This is a genomic window from Gilliamella sp. W8136 (assembly GCF_016101285.1).
Classification (GTDB): Bacteria; Pseudomonadota; Gammaproteobacteria; order Enterobacterales; family Orbaceae; genus Gilliamella; species Gilliamella apicola_N.
Genome location: NZ_JACFQU010000007.1, coordinates 125157 through 150158, shown reverse-complemented (window position 1 = coordinate 150158; position 25002 = coordinate 125157). Strand labels below are relative to the sequence as shown.

Below are 25002 nucleotides of genomic sequence, written 5' to 3'. Positions count from 1 at the left end.
TCAAAGATCCTCAAAAAAGGCATTTTATGGCATAATGTGCGCCAAATCACATTTCAACGGTTTTGCTTAAAGAGATAGATATCTTTAAAGCAAAATGTATTTAAAGCGAGAGAAAAGTTTAGTGTTAAGTACAAATAACATCACGATGCAATTTGGCAGTAAACCTTTATTTGAAAACATATCTGTTAAATTTGGCAATGGTAATCGTTATGGATTAATTGGCGCCAATGGAAGTGGCAAATCAACTTTTATGAAGATTCTTGGGGGTGATTTAGTGCCAACATCAGGAAATGTTGCATTAGATCCACATGAGAGATTAGGTAAATTACGCCAAGACCAATTTGCTTTTGAAGAATATACTGTTCTTGATACTGTGATTATGGGACATACTGAATTATGGCAAATCAAGCAAGAACGTGATCGCATTTATGGACTTCCAGAAATGAGCGAAGAAGATGGGTTTAAAGTCGCCGATTTAGAAACTCAATACGCCGAAATAGATGGTTACAGTGCCGAAGCTCGTGCGGGTGAATTATTGCTAGGAGTCGGTATTCCAATTGAGCAACATTATGGATTAATGAGCGAAATCGCGCCCGGTTGGAAATTGCGAGTACTTTTAGCTCAAGCTCTGTTTTCTAATCCGGACATCTTATTATTAGATGAACCGACCAATAACTTGGATATTGATACCATTCGTTGGTTGGAAGATACCTTAAATGAACGCGAAAGCACCATGATCATCATTTCGCATGACAGACACTTTTTAAATATGGTCTGTACTCATATGGCGGATATGGATTATGGCGAGCTTCGAATCTATCCAGGTAACTACGATGACTATATGACTGCATCCACGCAAGCCAGAGAACGTTTATTAGCCGACAATGCCAAGAAAAAAGCTCAAATTAGTGAACTGCAATCTTTTGTCAGTCGTTTTAGTGCGAATGCATCTAAATCAAAACAAGCGACTTCTCGTGCAAGACAAATTGAAAAAATTAAACTTGAAGAAGTTAAAGCATCGAGCCGACAAAATCCATTTATTCGTTTTGAGCAGGACAAAAAATTATTTCGTAATGCTCTAGTTGTTGAAAACTTAACTAAAGGTTTTGATAACGGACCACTATTTAAAAATCTAAATTTAATGGTCGAAGTTGGCGAAAAAGTGGCTATTTTAGGGACGAATGGTATTGGTAAAACAACTTTATTAAAAACCTTAATGGGCGAACTAACGCCAGAACAAGGTGATATTAAATGGTCTGAAAATGCCAATATTGGTTATTATGCCCAAGATCACGAATATGAATTTGAACAAGATCTAACTGTGTTTGATTGGATGAGTCAATGGAAACAGCCAACCGATGATGAGCAAGCTGTACGCAGTATTTTAGGTCGCTTATTATTTTCACAAGATGACATTAAAAAACAAGTTAAAGTCCTCTCAGGTGGTGAAAAAGGACGTATGTTATTTGGTAAATTAATGATGCAACGTCCAAATATTATTGTGATGGATGAACCGACCAACCATTTGGATATGGAGTCGATTGAATCATTGAATATGGCATTAGAGCTTTATCAAGGAACGCTATTTTTTGTATCACATGACCGTGAATTTGTTAGCTCACTTGCTACTCGAATTGTCGAAATCACCCCAGAAAAAGTGATTGATTATACCGGTAATTATGAAGATTACCTGCGTAGTCAAGGAATTGAGTAACGCAAAGATATCTTTAATAAAAATAGCCACATTGGTGGCTATTTTTATTTAATATTTAGAAATTAGAAATCTAATTCATCCCACCAAATATCAATTAATTCGCTGGTTTTGACATTTTTTAAGCCGTGACTTTCAAGCCATTTAGTGACAACATCACGATTTTCTTCGCTGCAATTACCCAATTTTTGAGTGCAGATGATGCCTTTCCAGCTTAAATAACCACTTCCTTCATAGGCCAAACCATTTGCTTGTATTGCTTCAACAATAAATTGATCAACGACATTATCAATGGTTTCTTCACTGGTCCCTTCGTCAAATGACCAACTTACCGTGAAACCTAACTCTTTAAATTCTTCAATATGTAATTTTTTTCTTAAACGACGACTGCGATTAACCTTAGCCATAATAATATCCTTCTACTGTAGATAATTTAGTTCGTTTTAGAATATGTATGATGACTAGATTGCTTCATACTATTCTGGTTATTTTTAGAAGTTCGCGTTTTATCAACACGTCTTCTTTTTGCTGGAGCACGCTTTGCTGTCGCTTTTTTTACAGGCTCCGCTTTAATTCTAGGATCAACTTCGAATCCCGGAGTAAAAATTTCTGGAATCGATTTTTTAATCAATTTTTCAATTGATTTTAATTGAGCCAGTTCATCAATACAAACTAAAGATATTGCTTGCCCTTGATTTTGTGCTCGCCCTGTTCTACCAATACGATGCACATAATCTTCTGCCACTTGTGGTAGTTCATAATTGACAACGTAAGGCAATAGTTCAATATCTAAACCTCTGGCCGCAATATCGGTTGCCACCAACGCTCTAATTTGACCATTTTTAAAGTCCGCCAAAGCTTTAGTTCTAGCGCCTTGACTTTTATTACCATGAATCGCCGAAGCTTTAATGCCATCTTTGGTCAGTTGTTCAGCAAGATGGTTGGCTCCATATTTGGTTCGCGTAAAAATTAATACCTGTTGCCATTGGTTTTTACCAATCAAATAAGAGAGCAATTCACGTTTACGACGCTTATCTACCCGATGCACATACTGGGTAATTTGTTCTGATGCACTATTCGTTTTTGCCACAGCAACAGATTCAGGTGAGTTTAAAATGGTTTGTGCTAACGCTTTTATCTCATCTGAAAAAGTCGCCGAAAACATTAAATTTTGACGTTTTTTAGGTAATTTAGCAATCACACGCCGAATATCATGAATAAAACCCATATCTAACATACGATCGGCTTCATCCAATACTAACACTTTAACCGACGACAGATCCACTGCGTTTTGATGCACCAAATCGAGTAAACGACCCGGAGTTGCAATTAAAATATCGACCCCTCCACGTAGTTTCATCATTTGAGGATTAATGCTTACGCCACCAAACACCACTAAAGACCGAATCGGTAAATATCGGCTGTAGTCACGAATATTTTCTCCAATTTGAGCAGCCAATTCGCGTGTTGGGGCTAAGATCAAAGCATATAATCGACGTTTACCTTTTTTAGGTTGAGACTGATTGCTTGCCTTTGCTTGCTGTTCAACTAACTTCTGCAAAATGGGTAAGCCAAAGCCAGCTGTCTTGCCTGTACCTGTTTGAGCACTGGCCATTAAATCTTTACCGGATAAAATAACGGGGATAGCTTGTTGTTGAATGGGTGTGGGTTGGGTGTAGTTTTGTTCGTGGATTGCTTTTAAAATCTCGGCATCTAAGCCAAGAGAGTCAAATGACATGTATTGATTCCTAAAATAAACGAAAGATGAATAATCATAGGCATTATAAAGTAATTTGATAATAATTGTTTTATTATTTTACCTTTTCAACGCGAGTATTAATAAATGTTAATATTTAGTAAGATTAACCCCATAAAATGTGGTATTATTTGTTAATTGAATATAAATATCCGCATTCTGTCTGTTTTTAAATCATCCCACTTAAATGATATTGATTATCATTCTCATTTGTTGTATCATCCGCCTCCCCTGACAATAATTATTTCATGGAATAGGTATGTCTTTTAATTTCCCTCATTTAAAAAAAATACTCATCATTCTAATTTTAAGCAGCTTTAGTCTTAACTGTTTTGCTAAAGATGATATTACTTTCGCCAATTTTCGTGATATTCGTGATTTAAATCCGCATTTATACTCAGGTGAAATGTGGGCGCAAAATATGTTGTATGAATCATTAGTTCACTATAACGAAGACGGTACTTTTTCGCCTTGGCTTGCAGAAAGCTGGACTATCACTAACGACGGTAAAACATATACATTCAAACTTAGAAAAGACGTTACATTTAGTGACGGCGCAAAATTTGATGCGCACAGTGCAAAACTAAACTGGGATGCGGTATTATCAAATAAAGTCCGTCATACTTGGTTAGAAATGGTGCGTTTGATTACCGAAGTCAAAGCGATAGATGATTATACGTTACAAGTAAATCTTTCCGAACCTTACTACCCTTTTATGATTGAAATTGCTGTAACTCGCCCAATGCGTTTTATTTCACCTAACTCTATGATCGACGGTGAAACTAAAAATGGGGTTAAGTCTTACATTGGTACCGGCCCGTATGTTTTAGGTGATCATAAGAAAGATCAATATGCAGTATTTAACGCAAATCCAACTTATTGGGGAACAAAACCAATCCTAAAAAGAGTGACGATGAAAGTTATCGCGGATAATCAAAGTCGACTAATGGCATTGGAAAAAGGCGAAATCGATCTGATTTATGGTAAAAATATGGTTGATGCTGATTCGTTTGAACGTTTTTCTACCATGGATAAGTTTCAAACCTTAATGTCTAAACCAGTTTCAAGCCGAATTGTTCTAATGAATACAACTCGAAGCCAACTTAGCGATGTGAATGTGCGCCAAGCAATTGAACATATCATCAGTAAAAAAGATATCTCAGAGGGTATTTTCAATAACAGTGAAGCGCCTGCTGATACATTAATGGCAACCAATATTCCTTATGCTAATCTTGGTTTAAAACCTTATGTCTATGACACTAAACTAGCTGAAACCTTACTTGATAAAGCTGGCTGGGTGAAAGTTAAAGGTCAAGATTATCGTCAAAAAGACGGTAAACCTTTTGAAATTACCTTATATTACGACAGTAATACCGCATCTCAAAAAACCATTGCTCAATATATGCAAGATGAATTTGAGCAAGTCGGATTAAAACTTAATATTCATGGTGAAGAAGAACAAGGTTATCGTGATCGCCAAAAAGCCGGTGATTTTGATATGGTGTTTGATATTTCATGGGGTACGCCATATGATCCACAATCATTTTTATCAGGGATGAAATTACCTGTATATGGTGATTACATGGCACAACAAGGTTTAAAAGAAAAACCACAAATTGATGCAAGTATCAGTAAAGCATTAATTTCAACGGATGAAAAAGAGCGACAAGATCTATTCCGTTATGTGTTAGAAACTTTACATAATGAAGCAGTCTATATTCCGCTGACTTATGAGCGTAATCGTGCGATTGCGGTTAAATCTTTAAAAGGAATTGAGTTCGCCCCTTCTCAATTTGATATTCCGTTTGAGAAAATGCATTTTTAAAAGACTAATATTATTGACCAATAATGTTAAATTATATTATTAAACGTTTAACGATGATGATACCGATATTATTCGGTATCTCTTTTATCGCTTTTTTACTTATCAATCTAGCACCTTCTGATCCTGCTGAAGTTGCATTACGCTTAAACGAAATCATGCCAACCCCAGATGCTATTGAAAGTATGCGCCAAGAACTCGGATTAAATAAGCCTTTTTTGGAACGATATTTTATTTGGCTCTATGATGTTTTACATCTTGATTTTGGTCGTTCTTTTATTCATCGAGACAGACTCGTTTGGGATGAGATAATTCGCAGCTTAATACCGACCTTAATTTTAGCAATGTCATCATTTGCATTTACACTCATCATCAGTTTGATTTTAGGCGTATTATGTGCAATTTTTGCTAATTCAGCTTTCGATCATATTGTTCGTATTATTATTTTTCTTGGCACGGCAATGCCGAGTTATTGGTTAGGTTTACTCTTTATTTGGCTGTTTGCCAATTATTTAGATTTATTGCCCACCAATGGTTATGGAACATGGCGAAATCTGATTCTACCAACCTTAACTTTATCGTTTGTTTATATCTCAACATATATCCGTTTTATTCGTAATAATATGTTAGAAAACATGCATAATTATTCGGTCTTTTATGCTCGCTGTCGAGGTTTGAAAGAGAAAACGATTATACTTAAACATGTGCTTGTTAATTCACTGCACACCACCATCACCGCCTTAGGCATGACTATTCCGCAATTAATCGCTGGCTCTTTTGTTGTCGAATATATATTTTCTTGGCCGGGATTGGGTCGTTTGTGTATCGCAGCTATTATGAATCGCGATTATCCCGTCATTCAAGCTTATATATTGATTATGGCTATTTTATTTGTGGTATGTAACTTTATTGTAGATGTTATTCATCAATGGCTAGATCCTCGATTACGTGATAATGGTGGTGCGATATGAATCTAATTAAGAAACTGATTAACAATAAAACGGCTTTAATTTGCCTGATCATCATCACCACAATGATTATTTTAGGCATATTAGCCCCTTATATTGCACCGTTTGATCCCAATAAAGTTCGCATCGTTCGTAAATATGCTGCGATATCGAGCGAACATTGGCTTGGTTGTGATCATCTTGGTCGAGATATTTTTTCTCGACTACTGTATGGTATTCGCTCAACCCTATTCTTATCACTATTAACCATGATCATTACCATAATCGTTGGTAGTGTTATCGGCCTTATTTCTGGTTATCAGCGAGGTAAACTTGACGAATGTATAATGCGCCTTTGTGACATTATGCTCTCATTTCCAAGCCAAGTGATGATTTTGGCGATTGTTGGGGTATTAGGCGTAGGTATTGAAAACGTCATTATTGCTAATATTGTCGTTAAATGGGCTTGGTACAGTCGGATGATTCGTAGTTCAGTGATCAAGTACAGTCGAAAAAATTATATTCTTTTTTCACGAGCCATTGGTGCACCGCATTCCTTTATCATTTGTCGTCATTTATTGCCTAATATACTGTCAGAACTGGTTGTATTAGCAACGTTAGATACGGGTTGGGTAATCTTAAATATCTCGGCTTTATCTTTCATTGGATTAGGTGTCCAAGCTCCTACTGCTGAATGGGGGTTAATGTTAAGTGAAGCAAAAAACGTTATGACACAGCACCCGATGCAAATGGTCTTTCCGGGTATAGCCATTTTAATCGTTGTGGCAGCATTTAATATGTTGGGTGATTGTTTACGAGATATTTTAGATCCAAAGGAAAAAACTGCATGAGTAGCCCATTGTTAACCGTAAAACAACTGACCGTTTCCCTTGATAAGGGTAACAAGCTACTCGATGATATATCGTTTACGGTCAATCATCATCAATGCTTAGGCATTGTTGGGGAAAGTGGCAGTGGCAAAAGTTTGACATGTAAAGCGATCATCGGCTTATTAGAATCCTACTTTAGCGTGACTGGGCAAATCCTGTTTAAACCCCAAAATGCTAATTTAGCGTTCGATCTATTAAAACAGAATAAAAAGACGTTGAATCAAATGCGTGGTAGTGTCATTTCGATAATTTTACAACACCCAATGAGTGCTTTTGATCCACTTTATTGCATTGGTAAGCAAGTGGTCGAAACCTTGCAAGCACATCTCACTATTAACAAAAACGACGCAATCGCTAAAACGTTAGCGATGATTGATAATATAGGTCTTGATAATTCCAAAGAGATTTATAAAAAGTACCCTCATCAGTTAAGTGGTGGCATGTTACAACGCATAATGATTGGTATGGCGTTAATGCTAGAGCCTGAACTTATTATTGCTGATGAACCCACAACGGCATTAGATTCGATTAGCCAGTTTTATATTTTAAAAATGCTTGAAAAGATCAAAGCCAAAACGACCATGATTTTTATTTCTCACGATCTAGGTGTCATTCATCATATTGCCGATGAGATTATTGTGATGAATAAAGGAAAGATTGTTGAATCGGGGAGTCGTGATCAGATTTTTTATCACCCTAAACATGAATATACTCGTTATCTAATCGATACTCGCAAACAATTATTAAATAAATTTAATGCGGTTACTTATGCCAATCATCCAAATTTAATATTGGAGACAATTTAATGCCACCGTTATTACAAGTTGCTAATGTTAAAAAATCTTTTCTACAACCTAACCAACGTTTGTTTAGTAATAAAAAAACGACGGTTATTAAAGGAGTATCGTTTGATTTAAAGCAAGGAGAGTGTCTCGGTATCATTGGTGAAAGTGGTAGTGGGAAAAGTACATTAGGAAAGCTAATTTTAGGCTTAGAAAAACCTGACAGTGGCAGAATCTATTTTAATGGGCAAGATATTAGTACTCGTGCATGGAAAAAATCAGCCATGCGTAAAAATATCAGCACGGTATTTCAAGATTATAATGCTTCTGTTAACCCCTATTTTACTGCTGCACAGATTATTGCTGAACCACTTGATATTTATGAAAAGTTAGCTAAAAATGATCGAAAGCGGCGTATCAATGCTTTGTTAGAACAAGTAGGATTAGACAGCTCTTTTTATGAGCGGTTTTCACATGAAATGAGTGGTGGTCAATTGCAGCGCGTCTGCATTGCAAGAGCGATAGCCTGCTCTCCTCAATTTATTTTATTTGATGAAGCAGTTAGCTCATTAGACATTTCAGTCCAAACTCAAATTTTAGCACTACTTGCCGACTTACAAAAAGAGCTTAATCTAACCAGTATTTTTATTACCCATGATCTAACCACAATCACTTACCTTTGTGATAAAATTGCCTTTTTTTATAAAGGTGAAATCATTGAATACATTGATAAAATAGAACAATTAAGTCAAGTTAAAAATCCTTATTCTAAACAGTTACTTGAATCAATTTTAGGTTTTTAAAAATGACCCATTCATCAACTTCGAATCATCAATATCAGTTTAAAGATTATCTCAAATTAGTTATTCCGTTTATTCTCTCAACCATCACCACTCCACTACTGGGTGTAGTCGATACGGCTTTAGTTGGTCATTTGCCTAATCCTGCCTTTATTGCTGGTATTGCCATAGGAACAGTAATATTTAATACCATTTATTGGCTATTTGGATTTTTAAGGGTCAGTACCACTGGTTTTGCTGCGCAAGCTTTGGATGATTGTTTATTATTAAGATCGTCTCTTATCCGACCTCTGTTTATTGCTCTTTTTTTAGGTTTGATATTTATTATTTTTCAAAAGTTAATTTTTAGTGCCTCAATGCACATCATCCAACCTAATCAAGATGTACAGCATTATGCGGATCTCTATTTTTCGATTTTAATTTGGGGGGCGCCTTTTGTTCTGATTAATTATGTCCTAGTTGGCTGGTTAATGGGGATATCCAAAGTAAAAGCCGTGCTGTTTTTACAAGTCTTTATCAATCTACTAAATATTATAATGGCGATGCTTTTTGTTTGGTGGATGCATTGGGACATTCAAGGAGTAGCTTTTGCAACATTGATTGCTCAAATATGTTGTACTTTGGTCGGTATTTGGTTTATCTACCAGTACTTACCCAAAACTAAGCAAAAAATGGATGTAAAATCTATTTTGTCATGGCAATCATTAAAAGGGGTCATTTTAGTTAATACTAATTTAATGATTCGCACCATCTGTTTATTAACGGTAACTAACCACTTTATTTCGATTGGCTCAACATTCAATACTGAAGTATTAGCCGCCAATGCCGTTCTATTTCAGATTCATTACATGATGGCTTATCTATTTGACGGTTTTGCTAATGCTTCAAGCGTCTTTAGTGGTCGAGCTAAAGGTAATAAAAATATTCAACTTTATAATCAAACTTTACGATGGTCACTACAAGCCTGCATTATTTGCCCAATAATTTTGATTGCAATTTGGTTAGCCTTTGATACTGCAATTATAAAACTATTAACGAATCAAATTGAGATTATCACCCTATCGCTACAGTATCAATCTTGGTTAATGGTATTCCCTATTGTTGCAGCAGGTGGATTAATCTATTATGGCGTGTTTTCAGGTATTAGCTACACCTCATCTATACGCGACTCAATGTTATTGGCGTTGTTAGTTTGGTTTATAGCACAATACTTTGCTGTGCCCGTCTTTGGAAATAATGGCTTATGGTTTTCTTATATTTTATTTAGTTTTGGCCGAACCCTGTTTTTGGTTATATGGATTAAACAATCCAAACGCTATGTTTTACTTTAACTCATCAGGAAATCGTTAGGATTATTTATTAATCATTATCCTTGTGGATGCCATAAAAACTATTTTTATGGAATTTTTATGGCATTTCATTCACATTGACGTGTGATATTAAAATTAATGTGTGCTGTTTTGAATGGTTTATTTCGTTTTTTTTTCTTCAAAAGCTTGGTGGGCAATTTCTAATGCATTAGTTACACGAGGAAAGCCTACATAAGGTAAGCAATGAACACAAATATCTAAAATTTGTTCCTCCGTTAATCCAGCATTTAAGCCACCATGAATATGCATTTTTAACTCTTTTGGCACACAACCTTGAGTAATAAGCGAAGATATGGTGACAATCTGTTTTTGTAACAAGGACAAACTTTGACGACTATAAATATCACCATAAGCAAAATCACAAATATATTCATCGAATTTCGGCGCTAATTTTGCGTTAGTTTTTAAACCATTGACCCCCATTTCACCATATAAAGATTCGATATTTTCCAGACCTTTTGTGTGTCTTGATTGAGTCATTTACTTTTTCCTCTTGATATTTTTAGTTGGCAGATAATTTGACTTGAGTTAAATCGATTTTACGATATAAAAAACCTGTTTTTATAAAATAGTTAATGAATAAACACTTTTATATGGCTTATTTCATGCATTTTATAAAAAAGATTTTTGAAGATAAACTGCGTCAATTCATCCCATTGTGACATAAAAAAATAAATTACCCAATTTTATTGCTTAACTTCGTTTTAATTCGACACTTCTTTGATCACATCAAGATAACTGAAAAAATAAGTCATCAGATCGCAGCTTTTTTTAAGTGCAAAAAAGTCAAACTTCGGCTATTTCAACGATTAAAATAAATCTCATCCATAATAAAAAATTCCTTTCTAAATGAGAACGGAATTTTTAAAAGCATAATGTGATAGCAATAAAATGAATTGCAATTTTCAAATTCTGCCCATTATTTAGCAGAATTTGAATATACACACTAGAATCGATATGAAAAACTGGCTTTAAAGTTACGCGCTAATCCATAGGTATTTTCACCTAAATAAAGTCTATAATCTTTATTAAATAGATTATCAACAGCTAACTTAACTTCCGCTTTCGGTAAAAAGGTTGGTTGCCATGTTGCAAATAAATTATGGATTGAATAGCCTGATGAACGCCCTAAACCGTAAGCGCCCAGATCTTTTATACCATCATGATTTCTATCTTCAAGACCTGTGCGATCTTGTTTTCTCACAAATTGAGCATTCCAACCTGCCCGAACATTCCATTGTGGAATTTTAAAACCAGAGGTTAAGGTTGCTGTGCGCGGAGCAATCGTTGCCACATAAGTTTTGTTATGCATCCATATTGCCTGCGGTGTTGAATCACGTTCCCCTTTTTGGATAGAGTAAGTGGCACTGGCAAACCAATATCGACTATCATAGAAAGCTTCTAATTCAAAACCTTGTATCACAAGTTTACCCGGAACATTATGATAATTGGATTGACCAAGCGGGCATGAGTTACCGGGTCCACAAATTGAACCATTAAAGCCACGCGTAATAAAAATTTCGTTTTTAACTTGCTGTCTGAATAACGTATTTCTGATTTGTAATTTATCATTTTCTAATAATATATTACTGAAATCGAGAATATTACCTGCCCGAATTGACAAGTTACGCTCTTTTTTTAAATTACGACTTGTGGCACTGATTTTACCTGAACCACCATTTTTAGGGGTAAATTGCACTTCATAGGTTTCATCAATTGTCGGAGCTTGCCAAGCATAACTAATATCGCTAAAAAATCCGATATTTTGTGTTGTCTGCCAATAAGCTCCAAATCTTGGTGTCCAACCAGAATAATTCACGGGTGAATAGTCATGACCAAAACGAGGATCTGGATCGTTGTAAGCTGAAGCATAATTTTGCTTACCATGATTACGAACATAATCATAACGAAGTGATGGTGTTAGAACAAAAGTATCAATAGAAAGCTCATCTTGGATATAAAAACTATAATTCTGTTGTTTACCAGATGGCATATAAGCAGGTTGAAAATAACCATGATTATAGTTAGGTTTCTTTTCATAACCCTTATAATACATCAAGGTATCACGGTCGTGTAAATGTACTTGTGCACCGATTTTTAAAGCATTATCAATCGGTCCTGTAGAAAAAATACTGATATTTTCAAGTTCAACTGTTTTATCCGTATAGCTAACCCAACTTTCGTTACCCATTGTGCCCAATGATGAAACGGGATTATATTTACTCGGACGCGTATCATGCTGTTTGGTTTTAGAATAAGTGGTATGCAAAGTAAAATTAATAAATGGATTATAAGTTGGTTGATAGTTCCATTTAAATTGGGCTGATTCATCGGTTTGATCGCGTTTGACTAACTTTCTTAACCACGCAGCTTTATAACCATATTTTTTAATTTGAGCAGCCGTTGGGGGCGTCATTTTTTCGACATATTTAGCTGCCCATGGTTGCCATGAATCACGTTTAGAACGAATACCTGAAACAGTGAATGTATGTTCTTCATTGGGTCTAAAATTTAACTTAGCCATGTAGGTATACATATCATCTTCTGAAAAGACAAATCTGGAGCCGTCTGGTCGCTTAAAATTACCACTATTGCGATTGGTGTAATAAACCAGCCCATCAAACATATCATCTTGTGTTCGCCCATAAACGGCACTTGTCATCATATTTTGATGATTATTAGAATGGAAACTGTATTTCACCAAAGCACCTACATATTGGTCAGGATCAAGCAAATCTATTGCATCTTTCGTTTCCATTTTGACCACACCACCAAAGCCACCATTACCAAACTTTACATCGTGTGGACCCTTATTAACTTCCACTTGTTTTAATAATTCAGGCTCAACAAATACTGAACCTTGTTGATATTTTTGGAAGCCTTTTTGCGCACCATCAACAATAATTTTGACATCTTCAACTTTGCCAAATCCCCATATATTTAAAGTTTGCCCGCCTGGTCTTACTGATCCCGTAGAACTGACCCCGGGTAATGTATTGAGTAATTCGGCGACATTGTCGGCTTGTTTTTGTTCAATTAGCCTTGAAGAAAGTGTGGAACGGCCTGCAATAACACTATTAATCTTTTTAAGTTCATCTTGAGACGTCGATCGAGCAATAACAGTTATAACATCATCAATATCATCATTTTGAGCGTTATTTTTCACTGAATTCGGTGAGTTAGATTTATCGGCGACTTTTTGTTGCTTATCATCCTTATCAGATGTGAGGTTTTCACCTATCAATGATTCAGCGTGGAGAGAGCAACTCATAAAGAGTAATAATAGGCCTGTCTTTTTATGTTTCATATCTGATTCCTTCCATAATATTAATCAATATATTAAGTGATAGATAATTATTGAATATCAACCACGCAATTAATAATGATAATTATTATCAATTAATAGGTTGGCAAGTATATTGGGTTTAGTAGAAAATGAAAAGAAAAATATAGAGGCTTTCACTATTGTTATTTCAACATGAGTAGGGATAATGTTTTTATAAATCCAGCCAATAAATTGTATTATCTGTATACGCTAAAAATGTTGAGCAGTGAAAATTGAGGTAGTTGAAACAATTAAATATTGAAAGAATAATAAATAAAAGCACTCATTAAGTGCTTTTATTTAAATTAGACATTTGCTAAGACGCCGTATTAATTACCATATCCTATCTTTTAAAATAATATTGGTTAAAGGCGAATACTCATTAAAACATGGTATTAGAATTTGCAGCAGTTGCTGGCACATTTTGAATGATATCCCAGTGTTCAACAATTTTACCGTCTTTGACTCGAAATATATCCAGTACCGCTTTACCCAGATCTTTTTCATTTTCTTTAGAGTGAACATGAAGCCAAACAAGATCTCCATCTACAGCAGTACGAACAATTTGCGCACTGGATTGAGGATGTTCTTTAAAAAATGCGGAAAAGTAGGTAATAAACGGTGCTCGACCATCCGGTACATATGGATTATGCTGTTTATAATCTTCAGTAAGAATGTTTAACGCTTCGTTAATTTGATGGTTATTAAAGAAATCATTATAAAAATTAACGACCAATGTTTTATTCTTTTCTTCTTGGGCAATATCACGAGTTGGTTTTTCATTGGCAATTGCACCAGTTGTTATAAATAATAATGATATTGCTACAATACTGTTTTTTAATATACTCATATCCACTCCTAAATAGTCAATTAAACTCAAAAATCCGTGCAATCAATTTATATTAGTCTATAATGTAGACTGATTAAATGGTAGCAATAAAATTGAACTAAAACAATAAGTAACCTAAATGTAACTAGGTCACATCGGTGTGACTTATCTAATTATTACTAGAAAATAGAGTTAAAATGACCAAACTATTTGATGATACGTCGATCCAATTTGATCATCCCTGTCCAATTCGTGATGTGCTTGATAGAATCGGTGACCAATGGAGTTTATTAATTTTAAAAACACTTGAAAACCGAACGATACGTTTTACTGCATTACATAAAGAAATTGGTGACATTTCTCGGCAAATGCTTTCGCGCACATTAAAAAAACTAGAAAAAGATGGTTATATTGTTAGAACCATCTATGCCGAAGCCCCACCACGTGTTGAATATGCTTTGTCCGATTTGGGACGATCGTTTTTAAAACCAATGAATACGCTTATCAAGTGGGCGAATGATAATCATAAAGCTATCTACCTTGCCAGAAGAAAAGCTGAAGTTAACTTGTCTGATTAAAGATAACTGAATAATCTGCCAATTTAATAGGCAAATTATGAATTTTTATTTTATTCACTTTATTTTCTAGCCAAAATTTTTTTATAGAATATAAATGGCTGTTCACTCTTTATTGGGTGTAATCAAATTTTGTAGGATGTTTCTAGGTTGTCGATGTATATAAATTGGTTATTAACGATTGTTAGTTTTTTATTTTATTCACTTTATTTTCAAGCCAAACCTTTTTTATAGAATATAAATGGCTGTTCACTCTTTATTGAGTGTCATCAAAATGTTGTAGGATTTTTCTAGGTTGTCGATGTATATAAATTGGTTATTAACGATTGTTGATAATCTAATGTATCTATTATTGTTTAATTACTAATTTTTCAAGTTTAATTAATACTCTATTTAATCGCTCAAAGATAACACCTTACCTTAACAAAGTAAGATAAGGTGTTTTATGATTACTGAGGCGTTAAAGACATGATCACTGTTTCAAATGGCGCTAATGTTATCATTGCAGTTTTGTCAATTTTGGCTGGTTTATCTGCATGAGATTTACTTATATAATCAATATTGATTTGAAAATGTTGAACGGCATTGGTAGGTAGTTCTAAATCATTTTGTAAATCAAGATAGTAAACTTGCTGTTTATCAGACGGATTACGTAACGTAATAATTGATTTATCACTTGACCAACCTGCCCAACCATAAACAGCTAATTTGGTAGGATCTTGCCCAATCCAATGTGTATCAAATAATACATGTTGATTATCACGCGACCAGATCGCGGCTTTAGCCAAAGTATCCCAATTTGTAGTTGAAAGTAATTCAGGAGTTATATACATTTCTTGCAGCTGAGTACCCGTTGCAAAATAACTCCAAACTTGATCAGCAAAATCAGTGTCGCTCTCTTTTTGTAGATGTTTGGCCTGTTTAGCATAGACAATGCCATGTAACATTAACGAATTTAATGGAAATAAAGGACCTTTCATAATAATTGAACGATAGGTTTCCGCATCACGATAGGTCAACCATTGCTGAACTTTTGTACCTGGGCCATAGTAGTTAACATCATCGCCTCCCCGCCAGATGGAATCAGCATAAAACAACCAAGATGGTGTGGCTTGTGTACCTGTAGTTAGATTGACATACAAATTAGGATTAGCACTGCGCATATCCTTAATTAGATGGATAGCAGCATCAAAATCACTGGTGAATTCACTACCTGCAATAACCTTATCAGCATTACCTGTGCCATCAAGTTTAAACATACTGATATTTTGCTGATTAATTAACTCAATAATACGTTTATGAAAATTAGCATAATATTTAGGCCCTGATAGTGCCAATTTGCCATCCATTGTTTCATAACCAAATTCAGATGCATTTTTAACACGAGTATCTCGTGGTTTGTTATAGCCACCCCATGGTGACAACCATATACCCAATGCAGCATGATATTTTTCTGAAGCACTTTTTAGTTTATTAAATTCGTCAGGAAAATTGCTGCCAAATCCCCAGTTACCTTTTAAGTTATCCCAACCATCATCAAATAGATAACCATCAAGCTTAACATGACGTTTTTCTACCAATTCTTTTCCATACTGATCGATGCGTAGTAATGCTTCTTTTTCGGTATAAGGATTAAAAAAACCAATATCAAGCCAAGAATTATAGTGTAAATAAGGTGCATAAGGGCGTTCACGCACATAATTAATAAATTGGTTAACATGACGTCTTAACTGACCTGTTTCAAAAGTACCGATATAGGTTTTATAACTTAAAGTATGATTTGCTTGTAAAGGAATTTCCTGAGGAATTTTTTGCGAAACGCCCCCCTCATAAGCAACAGTGTTTGTTAGCGGATTTTCAGGAATGATAAAAAAGGTATCACTAATAATGGGTGAACTCACCACAGAACCATAAACAAAAGGTGCTTGTGAATGAAATGGCATCAAAGAAATAGCCGTCATTGAAAGTGATTTAGTTTTAGGGGTGATTTGCAGTTCAAAACTCGCAAAATGATTATCATCATTTAAATTTAATAACGTTTCAACATTAAGATCATGACCAGTATAGGTTAACGTTAAATTATTATCATTTTGTTTTAATGTTTTTAATTGAAAATCTTTATCCGTCAATTTTTTACCCGTGCTCAGTGTAATTTCAAACAAGGTGTTCACCTTGATTTGATCACTATTTTTAGCATTAATAAAATCTAAGGAAGTAATACTTTTTTGATTGGCACTATCTGAAATTTTAATAGTCGTATTCTTCCCAGACAATTGATAGTCCTTAGCCCAAACAGAATGGATGGGTAAACACAGAGTGGACAATATCCCCACAGTTATCCAATTTTTCATACATTTTTTCATTACTACCTCACTTTCGATAACAAAACTTAAGGAAAAGATTAACAAATTCAATAAGTAGTATAAACGGGTTAGAAAAAATAAATTGTGATCGTGATAGCAGTTTCTACTTTGTTCATATTCCTCAATAAATACTTTTGGTTTTAACAAAATGAAATATTAAATGTGATATGATAAATCCCAGATTGAGTAAATTTAATTTAATTAACTTACAGTTAGGAAAGTAAAGAGTAATTAAAAACGGAAGCATTTAATAATTTCAGGGATATGCTTGCTTTTATTGTGCAATGTGATGAGACTCACAATATTGAGTTTTTTTAACTAAGTTAGTGCTTTTTGTTTAAAACTTTAATTAAGTTAATTTGCTTAACATCATTGATTTTCATAATAATCATTTTGAGTTGAAACTTTTTCACTAACAAATAATCACCAGTAAAAAAGTAAAAAAGTAAAAAAATATCTGTTAACAAAGCTGAAAATAAACAAACTATACTTTGCCAATGAGTATGAAGATAAACATCTACTTTTCTGATAAGCTATAAAACAATCTTCTTTAAATAAAAATCTATTATTGATTTGCCAACTATCAAAGAATTATTAGCAAAACAGCAAATTACCCTTTACTTTGTGACGATTGTCGTTGCCATTATTTTAGCTTCTTGTATACAAGGCACGAGTGTATTAGTCATAGTGATAAATCCAGTGCTTGCGTATATTCATAAAAAATGGGCATTCCGCCCATTCATTATTGTTCTAATAATTTTAGCTTAGCAATAACAGGTATATGATCACTGACTAATGGCCATTTAATACCGTTCCACTCATTACCATCATTAGGTATGGTTAATTGCTCTACACTCCAGACTTGGTTACGACTGGTAAATATGTGATCAAGATCTAATCCAGGATTGCCCGCTGGCCAAGTACGTGTATCAACACCATCTTTTTTAACTCGATTCCAATATTTATCAAGTTCTTTAATCACCCTGTCACTTTCAACAGAATTAAAGTCACCTAGCAAGATCATAATTCCCGTTGCTAAATTAGGAAACTCATCATCTAAATCAAGATCATCAAAAACGATGCTATTAATAAATCGAGCTTGTGACATTCTCACTTCATCTTCTTCATGCCAATCAAAATGACTATTGAAGATATAAATAGGAGAATCAAAGCCGGGAACATTAATCTTGCTAAGCATAAGTGACCTTTGCTCGAAAGAACCCGATGGCAATAAAAAAACTTTATTTTTTTCGATTGGGTACTTAGACAAAATTGCATTGCCGTAATTTCCCCCTTTCATTTCAGTCGCTTTACCAAAAACATAATGCATTCCAGTTTTTTCAGCTAAAACTTTTGCCTGATCCAAACCATCACTGCGAGAGGTTTTTTGATCGACCTCTTCAAGTGTAACAATATCAGCATTCATGGCTTTAATGGCATTAGCGACTAAATCTAGATCCACTTTATGCTTCCTAAGTCCGCCAGCAATATTGTAATTAGCCACCGTTATTTGTGGTTGTTTACCTTCGGCATAGACTTTATTAGGCGAACTTTGATATTGTGTTTTTACCAGATCGTCATCAGCATAAACATTGAAACAAAGTGAAAACAGTCCAATCAAACTAACTACCCAAAAATTTTTTTTCATCGTTATTTATCCTTTAAAAAGATTTAGCGAGTTAAAATTGCTAAACATTAATATTACTTTAAATTACATTTTGTTTTTGAGAGTCTTATCACAACCTATCACTTTTAGCATTAAAACTGATGAATATAAAAAAGCCATACTATTGCAGTATGGCTGACTTATTAAGCAATTAAGTTAAGTTAAGTTAAGTTAAGTTAAGTAGTATTGTTATTATTTATTATGAATGATCATTTGTACTGGATAGTGATCGGAATAAGTATCAGTAAATTCATCTTTCAAAACTTTAACATCAATGACATCCTTTTTAAGTTTCGGAGAAACATAAATATAATCATATCGCAATGGCGTTGATGCCTGATCATAAAATACTTTAGTTGGTGCAGTTGAAATAAATTGTTTGTTTTTCAATTTTAAAGCATCAATATAACCCGCATCCAGTAAATTTTGTTGTACCGTATAACTCAATTGGCCATTCACAAGATTATCTAAGATTGGTCGTTTCTTTTGTTTATCTTTGATATCTTCCAATAATTTGCTGTTGTCATATTCCGTTTTGTCTGCTGGGGAGAATGAATTTAAATCGCCAGCAATAATCCATTTACCTTTTGGATCTGTACTGTATTTGATTGAATCAATAATCAAGTTGATCTCATCTATTCTTTTTGACGTCCAAAATGGGTTCATATGGGTTATTACAAAATGATAATTACCCACATCCGCATATAAAGCGCCATGCCATAAATTATCAACGACTTTATTTACATTCACAATTGGGTATTTTGACGTGATCGCAACAGGGAAAGAGGCGGGATCATCTGGTGCCTCTTTTAATAATACTGCATAATTGTGACCATAACTTGCCGCAAATTTTTCAAGTTTTTCACGAGTAAAAAAATTCATTTCTTGCCAAGCAATAATATCGGCATCCTGCATTTTCGCCCAATCAATAAATTTTTGTTTTCCTTCTGACTCATCCAATTTCATGCCATTATAGACATTATAACTAATGATTTTTAAATCTTTTGCATCCTCAAGTGAAGCAAAAGCCATCGAAGAACTAAGAATTACGGCTCCGATAATAGCGGCTAATTTTAATTTAGTTTTACCCATACGATATTCCTTTCATTTATTCTTTTGATAAATATTATCTAGAATGAATAATAAATAAATCTTTTTTTATAATTTGTGTGATATAGCTCAATAATTTTATTTCAATTTTGCATGATTGGTTGTTTTAATGGAACTTTAGTTAAGGCATTAAATTACAAAATACCTTATGAAGTAAAAAATGACTAAACATTTTTATCGTTATATAAGATTAAATAAGAGTAAAAAATACGGGCATAAAATTAAACTGATTTTATGCCCATTTAGTAAGTTCTTATGAAGCGTTATTAGGTATTTAATAATCGCTTTGGTTTGTTAGGTAAAGATTCACCTATTCGGTAACAAAGAAATTTATTTGTCTCAAATCATCCATTGCGTCTTCAATTTCTCTGGTCGTGAATTGGTAAGTATTTTGCGGGTCTTGACCAGAACATAGTGAATGTTTTTTCTTGAACGTTTCGTGTGAAGTCAACTGTTTATAAGTATTACCTGATTCACTGCCCTTAGTGGTAAAAAATTTATTCCAATCTTTAAGCTGTGATTCCAGAAACTCGCGTCCTTCTTTACATTCAATTTTGTCTAAATCAAGGGTTGGTAATACATGTTTCTTGATTTCAGAAAATTTTTTAGGCGTGTAAGGAAGACTCACTTTTTCATCGATATCTTCTGAATTTATGGTATCAAGAAAATCATCTTCGCGGTACATTTTACGCTTTTGTGCTTGATATTGGTTTTCACCTCGAACCGTCACGGAATCAGGCAGTTCTTCATCGACTGAATAATCCCAAGAATTACTATTTTTTTCGATAAATACATCATTAAAAATTTGTACTGGTAATTCCATCTCTGCGGGTACGCCGTTTACGGAAACTGGAATAAGTTTAAGGTAAGGCTTGATCAATTGATCATAGACTTCATCACTGTTGGTATAGTAGGTTGTTAACAAAATATAGTTACTTTGTGTTGGATTAATAAATCCAGTATTGTTTGATATTGCAGGTTTTGCCATGAAAGTAAGTGAATCACCATTATATGTTAGAGTGTGTTTGCCATACTCAAAGGCATATTTAATGCCTGATTTTGCAGGAATGGTGAGTTCTTTGTCGTCGATAGTGACTTTTATTTCGTTTGCAGTAGGATTATCAATCCATCGGTCAACAGAACTATTGCTAAAAGTAGAGTCGAAACAGCCAACTAAAGTTAAACTACAAATAAGAGTTAAAGTAGATTTAATTTTTTTCATCACATTCATTTGTTAATTTTGTTAAAAGATGGCGTAAATAATAACATAATCACTTGCAAAATTATAATATTTCTTAATGGTTTTTAAATAAAGATCAGATATTCATCACACTTTTATTTGATTGTTGATTGATTACTTGTCTTAAATTTTTTCATCTTTTTATATAACACATTTTTAAAAATTTAATGAGTAATCATTACATAATATAAAAGAAGAAAGGTAAAAAAAATATTCAGGCATAATATTATTACAAATAATATTACGCCTATTTATGACGAGTGGATTAAGAATATCGTTTAGATAATTTCTAAATTATCAGTGCATTATGATTTAATTACAAAAAAGTGCACATCACGAATATCACGAATAGCATCAGTAATTTTAGTCAATGCTTTATCATAGGTACCGTCTGGATCTGTCTCAGGATTACACAATTTTTTTGATTCATAATTTTTATGACTTGCGTCATTAGACGTCAATTTATTATAAGTACTTGCAAAATCTCCACCTTTTAGCGTGAATAAATGATGCCAGTCATTTAATAATTCTTTCATGTACGTTTGACCGGCTTCACATTTTATGGCTGTTAAATCAATATTTGGAAAGACATGTTTGGTAGTTTCGTTGAACTTTTTGGGTTGATAAGAGAAACTGATCGCTTCTTCTACCCCATCATTTTTCAAATAATCAATAAAATCCACTTCTCGAAACAGTTTTCTTTTGTCATCGTAATAATACGAGCCTTTAGGTAAATTTAGCTCTTCAAATAACTCTTCAGGAAAAGGTTCATCAAACGAATAATCCCACTTAGTATCCATTCTATCGATGAATACATCATTAATCTCGACAGTTGGAAGTTCTATTTCTGCTTCTTCACCATTGACAATTATAGGTAATTTTTTTATCGCTCTTTGTGAAAGTTTGTCATACTCTTCCTGACTTATATTTGAAGTTGAATATACGACAGTATAAATAAAATAGTTACTTTGGGTAGGATTAATAAAGCTTGCCATTCCAAATTTAGCGGGTTTAACAATGAAGTTTAGTGAATCATTGTTATACGTTAAAGTATGTTTGCCATAATCAAATTTATATTGTATGCCTGATTGTGCAGGAATCGTTAATTCATTATCATCAATAGTCAATTTAATTTCATTAGCCGTCGGATTATCTATCCAACGATCGAGTGAACTACTTTCAAAGCAGCCCACCAAGCTTAAACTGCAAGTAACAAGTAAAGTATATTTTATTTTTTTCATCGTATTAAAATTTTAAAATTATTATTAATGTGGATAAATTTTATCATTAATATTAATAAATACCTACTTCAAATCACTGTTTATCTAATTCGTTACAGAGATAACTAACTGGATATAATCATTATGCTATAAATATATACAATAACTGATTAAGTAAATATTTTGCTATTAATAATAACGTTATCCCTGCAAAAAATTTCAATAATTTAATCTACTGTTGAGGCCAGATGAATCGACCTTTAGCATCAGGATCTTCGTTAATAAATCTTTTTAAAACATCAGACTGATAAATCGCTTTAACCTCTTTAGCCCATGCCGTATTTAAATTCTCTTTTTTTACAACGACCATTAACTCCAAATTAGGGGATAATTGTTCTTGAAATAAAACATTATCAGCGGGTATCTTACTTAACCATGCTACACCTCCTGGCATAATGGCATAATCCACTTCACCTAACGTTCTGGGTATGATTTCTGATAATAATAATCTAAATTTTAAGTCATACTTATTTTCAGCAATGTCATTGATATTTGCTGTACCCGATTTTGTGTCTGGTTTAAGTGTGATCCAATTTAATTTTTGCAACAATAACAGCGCTCTAGCGGTATTAGAGGGATCATTTGGAATAGCAATTATTTGATTTGGGGCAATCTCATTAACAGACCGATGCGACTGTGAAAACAGCGCAGCCGAAATGGATGGAATATGGACTAATGATACTAAGTCGTTATTCGTTTCTTTATTATAAACATCTAAATACGCTTGATGCTGAGCTGCATTCATATCAATACTACCTTCAACTAACGCAGTATTCGAATCTCTTAAAGAACTAAAATTAACCAGTTTTACCGTATAACCTTTTTGTTCTAATTCTGGTTTTACCACTCGCTCCATCAAAATATTGTGCATACTCGGCGGTAAACCAACAACGATCTCTTTTTTGTCAGTTTTATTGGCTTGTTCTGAATTTGATTTTTGTTCACAACCAAACAAAAATAAACAGCTCAACATTAAAATGGCTAAATTAAAAATCCTTCGCATCATTAATCCTTAAATTTGAGTATATTAAATATATCTAAATAATATTTATTATTCTTACCACTAACATTATAGTGACTAGCGCAGCAATCATTTAATACAAAAAAATTATATCATTATGCAAATTGGCTATATGCGAACAAAATTTAATAGAAAATAGTTAAGTTTGAAGAAACTCGAAATAGTACTGAGATAAATGATCACTCTTTCAAATCAGTAGGACATAAGATGAGTAATTTTCGTAACAAAATTAAAAATTAATTATTTCATTTTGTTATAGAATTGCTGGTAAATTTTTCTAAATTGAATTTGATGGCTTGATATCAAGTTAAAATTTAACCGATATTGATTTAATTAAAAGTAAGATAGAGTTAAACCTTAAGGCTATTCTCAAGCTTTTTGACAATTACCCCTAAAATGATATCAAACCTTTTTAAGGGTAATAATTTCAATCACTCAATTCGAGTTATAAAGCGCCCATAATACGATGTGGTATGTAAAGTTCCTCAAGATAAGTAACATCTTCTTGCGTTAATTTAACCTTCAATGCCCCTACTGCATCGTCAAGATATTGCGTTTTAGTTGCTCCAATGATAGGTGAAGCAACCCCTTTAGCAAACTGCCATGCTAAAGCCACTTGTGTCATAGTTACATTATATTTTTCGGCAATTTCATGAACTCTTTTTACAATATTGGCATCGGTATTTTGGGTACTGTCGTATTTAGAGATAGCAACCTTATCAGTTTTACTGCGTAATGTGTCAGCTTTCCACTCTAAACGAGACAATCTGCCTGCCGCTAAAGGGCTATATGGCGTTAATGAAACATTAAATTGCTTGCAAACAGGAATGAGCTCACGTTCATCTTCCCGATACAATAAATTATAATGATTTTGCATCGATACAAACTGTGTCCAGTGGTTTTGCTGAGCAGCTAATTGCATATTATGAAATTGATAACCATACATCGCTGACGCACCTAATGCACGGACTTTTCCTGCTTTCACCAGATTATGCAACGCTTCCATTGTTTCGTCTATCGGCGTGCTATAGTCAAAACGGTGAATAATATATAAATCCACATAATCAGTGCCAAGGCGTTTAAGTGATCCATTGATCTCTGTCTCGATCGCTTTTTTGGAAAGATGACCTTCATTAAAATAAACTTTGGTTGCAATCACAACTTTATCGCGGGCAATGTTTCTTTTAATTGCTCGTCCTACATATTCTTCACTGGTACCAGCCGAATAAGTGTTAGCAGTATCAATAAAATTAATGCCTAAATCAAGAGCGTGTTTAATAATCGCTTCACTTTGATCAGGATCAAGTGTCCATGCATGCATTTGACTGGCTGGATCGCCAAAACTCATACACCCTAAACAAAATCGCGACACTTCAATGTTCGACGTGCCAAGTTTAATGTAATCCATAACTTCCTCCTTTCTTGCTGCTAAATTGACTTAGGTAAACGATTGTTTCAACAAAAAACAGATAACAGTCTTTTGATGAACTGATTTTAAACAGTAATTTTATTGAG

At 33.8% G+C, this 25002-nt stretch carries 20 protein-coding genes; 8 read left to right on the top strand and 12 right to left on the bottom strand.

The window, feature by feature from the left end; all coding sequences use genetic code 11:
- Nucleotides 1–94 precede the first annotated feature (94 nt).
- Nucleotides 95–1714, top strand: coding sequence for an ABC-F family ATPase (locus H3T96_RS06175; RefSeq protein ID WP_370545718.1), 1620 nt, complete (start codon nucleotides 95–97; stop codon nucleotides 1712–1714).
- Between the two features lie 62 nt (nucleotides 1715–1776).
- Here the strand turns inward: H3T96_RS06175 and H3T96_RS06170 are convergent, their stop codons facing one another.
- Nucleotides 1777–2118 carry a YggL family protein gene (locus tag H3T96_RS06170; RefSeq protein WP_144091467.1) on the bottom strand — a complete coding sequence of 114 codons (342 nt, stop codon included), beginning with the start codon at nucleotides 2116–2118 and terminating at the stop codon, nucleotides 1777–1779.
- Between the two features lie 26 nt (nucleotides 2119–2144).
- On the bottom strand, nucleotides 2145–3449 hold the full coding sequence (gene rhlE, locus H3T96_RS06165) for an ATP-dependent RNA helicase RhlE (RefSeq protein ID WP_144091466.1): 1305 nt from the start codon (nucleotides 3447–3449) through the stop codon (nucleotides 2145–2147).
- A 277-nt stretch (nucleotides 3450–3726) separates the two neighbouring features.
- Here rhlE and nikA point away from each other — a divergent pair, with 277 nt between their 5' ends.
- From nikA to H3T96_RS06135, 6 genes are read left to right on the top strand one after another with little or no spacing between them, the layout of a single operon-like run.
- On the top strand, nucleotides 3727–5292 hold the full coding sequence (gene nikA / locus H3T96_RS06160; protein WP_144091465.1) for a nickel ABC transporter substrate-binding protein: 1566 nt from the start codon (nucleotides 3727–3729) through the stop codon (nucleotides 5290–5292).
- A 23-nt stretch (nucleotides 5293–5315) separates the two neighbouring features.
- Nucleotides 5316–6260: a nickel/cobalt ABC transporter permease gene (opp1B, locus tag H3T96_RS06155; protein ID WP_144091464.1), complete on the top strand. Its 945-nt coding sequence runs from the start codon at nucleotides 5316–5318 to the stop codon at nucleotides 6258–6260.
- Nucleotides 6257–7087, top strand: a complete 831-nt coding sequence (opp1C, locus tag H3T96_RS06150; RefSeq protein WP_144091463.1) for a nickel/cobalt ABC transporter permease — start codon at nucleotides 6257–6259, stop codon at nucleotides 7085–7087. The genes opp1B and opp1C overlap by 4 nt, the downstream gene beginning before the upstream one ends.
- Entirely contained in the window at nucleotides 7084–7932 is an 849-nt protein-coding gene (locus tag H3T96_RS06145) for an ABC transporter ATP-binding protein (RefSeq protein WP_144091462.1), read from the top strand. The genes opp1C and H3T96_RS06145 overlap by 4 nt, the downstream gene beginning before the upstream one ends.
- Entirely contained in the window at nucleotides 7932–8711 is a 780-nt protein-coding gene (locus H3T96_RS06140; protein WP_144091461.1) for an ABC transporter ATP-binding protein, read from the top strand. The genes H3T96_RS06145 and H3T96_RS06140 overlap by 1 nt, the downstream gene beginning before the upstream one ends.
- A 2-nt stretch (nucleotides 8712–8713) precedes the next feature.
- On the top strand, nucleotides 8714–10039 hold the full coding sequence (locus tag H3T96_RS06135) for an MATE family efflux transporter (RefSeq protein ID WP_144091460.1): 1326 nt from the start codon (nucleotides 8714–8716) through the stop codon (nucleotides 10037–10039).
- A 138-nt stretch (nucleotides 10040–10177) separates the two neighbouring features.
- Here the strand turns inward: H3T96_RS06135 and H3T96_RS06130 are convergent, their stop codons facing one another.
- From H3T96_RS06130 to H3T96_RS06120, 3 genes are all read right to left on the bottom strand, one after another.
- Nucleotides 10178–10558 (bottom strand): carboxymuconolactone decarboxylase family protein, encoded by a 381-nt coding sequence (locus H3T96_RS06130; RefSeq protein ID WP_144091459.1) that lies wholly within the window; start codon nucleotides 10556–10558, stop codon nucleotides 10178–10180.
- Nucleotides 10559–11024: 466 nt separating this feature from the next.
- A complete protein-coding gene (locus tag H3T96_RS06125; RefSeq protein WP_144091458.1) occupies nucleotides 11025–13385 on the bottom strand; it encodes a TonB-dependent hemoglobin/transferrin/lactoferrin family receptor in 2361 nt (786 codons plus the stop codon).
- 400 nt (nucleotides 13386–13785) lie between these two features.
- Entirely contained in the window at nucleotides 13786–14253 is a 468-nt protein-coding gene (locus H3T96_RS06120) for a nuclear transport factor 2 family protein (RefSeq protein ID WP_186279213.1), read from the bottom strand.
- A gap of 176 nt (nucleotides 14254–14429) precedes the next feature.
- Here H3T96_RS06120 and H3T96_RS06115 point away from each other — a divergent pair, with 176 nt between their 5' ends.
- Nucleotides 14430–14810, top strand: a complete 381-nt coding sequence (locus H3T96_RS06115) for a helix-turn-helix domain-containing protein (RefSeq protein ID WP_144091457.1) — start codon at nucleotides 14430–14432, stop codon at nucleotides 14808–14810.
- 446 nt (nucleotides 14811–15256) lie between these two features.
- Here the strand turns inward: H3T96_RS06115 and H3T96_RS06110 are convergent, their stop codons facing one another.
- From H3T96_RS06110 to H3T96_RS06080, 7 genes are all read right to left on the bottom strand, one after another.
- Entirely contained in the window at nucleotides 15257–17158 is a 1902-nt protein-coding gene (locus H3T96_RS06110; RefSeq protein ID WP_198248615.1) for a hypothetical protein, read from the bottom strand.
- Nucleotides 17159–17912: 754 nt separating this feature from the next.
- Nucleotides 17913–18818 (bottom strand): endonuclease/exonuclease/phosphatase family protein, encoded by a 906-nt coding sequence (locus tag H3T96_RS06105; RefSeq protein WP_144091455.1) that lies wholly within the window; start codon nucleotides 18816–18818, stop codon nucleotides 17913–17915.
- Between the two features lie 210 nt (nucleotides 18819–19028).
- Complete coding sequence (locus tag H3T96_RS06100) at nucleotides 19029–19928, bottom strand: endonuclease/exonuclease/phosphatase family protein (RefSeq protein ID WP_144091454.1); 900 nt, start codon at nucleotides 19926–19928, stop codon at nucleotides 19029–19031.
- 328 nt (nucleotides 19929–20256) lie between these two features.
- On the bottom strand, nucleotides 20257–21168 hold the full coding sequence (locus H3T96_RS06095; RefSeq protein WP_086327663.1) for a hypothetical protein: 912 nt from the start codon (nucleotides 21166–21168) through the stop codon (nucleotides 20257–20259).
- 323 nt (nucleotides 21169–21491) lie between these two features.
- Nucleotides 21492–22427 (bottom strand): hypothetical protein, encoded by a 936-nt coding sequence (locus H3T96_RS06090; protein WP_144091453.1) that lies wholly within the window; start codon nucleotides 22425–22427, stop codon nucleotides 21492–21494.
- Between the two features lie 211 nt (nucleotides 22428–22638).
- Nucleotides 22639–23469, bottom strand: a complete 831-nt coding sequence (locus tag H3T96_RS06085) for a MetQ/NlpA family ABC transporter substrate-binding protein (protein ID WP_186279212.1) — start codon at nucleotides 23467–23469, stop codon at nucleotides 22639–22641.
- A gap of 463 nt (nucleotides 23470–23932) precedes the next feature.
- On the bottom strand, nucleotides 23933–24895 hold the full coding sequence (locus tag H3T96_RS06080; RefSeq protein ID WP_086327620.1) for an aldo/keto reductase: 963 nt from the start codon (nucleotides 24893–24895) through the stop codon (nucleotides 23933–23935).
- Nucleotides 24896–25002 lie beyond the last annotated feature (107 nt).

What these genes read in the sequence shown, in the direction of transcription:
- H3T96_RS06110 (WP_198248615.1), bottom strand. Translation starts at nt 17,158, where the DNA reads ATGAAAAATTGGATAACTGTGGGGATATTGTCCACTCTGTGTTTACCC.
- H3T96_RS06140 (WP_144091461.1), top strand. Translation starts at nt 7,932, where the DNA reads ATGCCACCGTTATTACAAGTTGCTAATGTTAAAAAATCTTTTCTACAA.
- H3T96_RS06095 (WP_086327663.1), bottom strand. Translation starts at nt 21,168, where the DNA reads ATGAAAAAAATTAAATCTACTTTAACTCTTATTTGTAGTTTAACTTTA.
- H3T96_RS06170 (WP_144091467.1), bottom strand. Translation starts at nt 2,118, where the DNA reads ATGGCTAAGGTTAATCGCAGTCGTCGTTTAAGAAAAAAATTACATATT.
- H3T96_RS06135 (WP_144091460.1), top strand. Translation starts at nt 8,714, where the DNA reads ATGACCCATTCATCAACTTCGAATCATCAATATCAGTTTAAAGATTAT.
- H3T96_RS06120 (WP_186279213.1), bottom strand. Translation starts at nt 14,253, where the DNA reads ATGAGTATATTAAAAAACAGTATTGTAGCAATATCATTATTATTTATA.
- H3T96_RS06125 (WP_144091458.1), bottom strand. Translation starts at nt 13,385, where the DNA reads ATGAAACATAAAAAGACAGGCCTATTATTACTCTTTATGAGTTGCTCT.
- nikA (WP_144091465.1), top strand. Translation starts at nt 3,727, where the DNA reads ATGTCTTTTAATTTCCCTCATTTAAAAAAAATACTCATCATTCTAATT.
- rhlE (WP_144091466.1), bottom strand. Translation starts at nt 3,449, where the DNA reads ATGTCATTTGACTCTCTTGGCTTAGATGCCGAGATTTTAAAAGCAATC.
- H3T96_RS06115 (WP_144091457.1), top strand. Translation starts at nt 14,430, where the DNA reads ATGACCAAACTATTTGATGATACGTCGATCCAATTTGATCATCCCTGT.
- H3T96_RS06100 (WP_144091454.1), bottom strand. Translation starts at nt 19,928, where the DNA reads ATGGGTAAAACTAAATTAAAATTAGCCGCTATTATCGGAGCCGTAATT.
- H3T96_RS06080 (WP_086327620.1), bottom strand. Translation starts at nt 24,895, where the DNA reads ATGGATTACATTAAACTTGGCACGTCGAACATTGAAGTGTCGCGATTT.
- H3T96_RS06175 (WP_370545718.1), top strand. Translation starts at nt 95, where the DNA reads ATGTATTTAAAGCGAGAGAAAAGTTTAGTGTTAAGTACAAATAACATC.
- H3T96_RS06085 (WP_186279212.1), bottom strand. Translation starts at nt 23,469, where the DNA reads ATGCGAAGGATTTTTAATTTAGCCATTTTAATGTTGAGCTGTTTATTT.
- H3T96_RS06130 (WP_144091459.1), bottom strand. Translation starts at nt 10,558, where the DNA reads ATGACTCAATCAAGACACACAAAAGGTCTGGAAAATATCGAATCTTTA.
- opp1C (WP_144091463.1), top strand. Translation starts at nt 6,257, where the DNA reads ATGAATCTAATTAAGAAACTGATTAACAATAAAACGGCTTTAATTTGC.
- opp1B (WP_144091464.1), top strand. Translation starts at nt 5,316, where the DNA reads ATGTTAAATTATATTATTAAACGTTTAACGATGATGATACCGATATTA.
- H3T96_RS06105 (WP_144091455.1), bottom strand. Translation starts at nt 18,818, where the DNA reads ATGAAAAAAAATTTTTGGGTAGTTAGTTTGATTGGACTGTTTTCACTT.
- H3T96_RS06145 (WP_144091462.1), top strand. Translation starts at nt 7,084, where the DNA reads ATGAGTAGCCCATTGTTAACCGTAAAACAACTGACCGTTTCCCTTGAT.
- H3T96_RS06090 (WP_144091453.1), bottom strand. Translation starts at nt 22,427, where the DNA reads ATGAAAAAAATAAAATATACTTTACTTGTTACTTGCAGTTTAAGCTTG.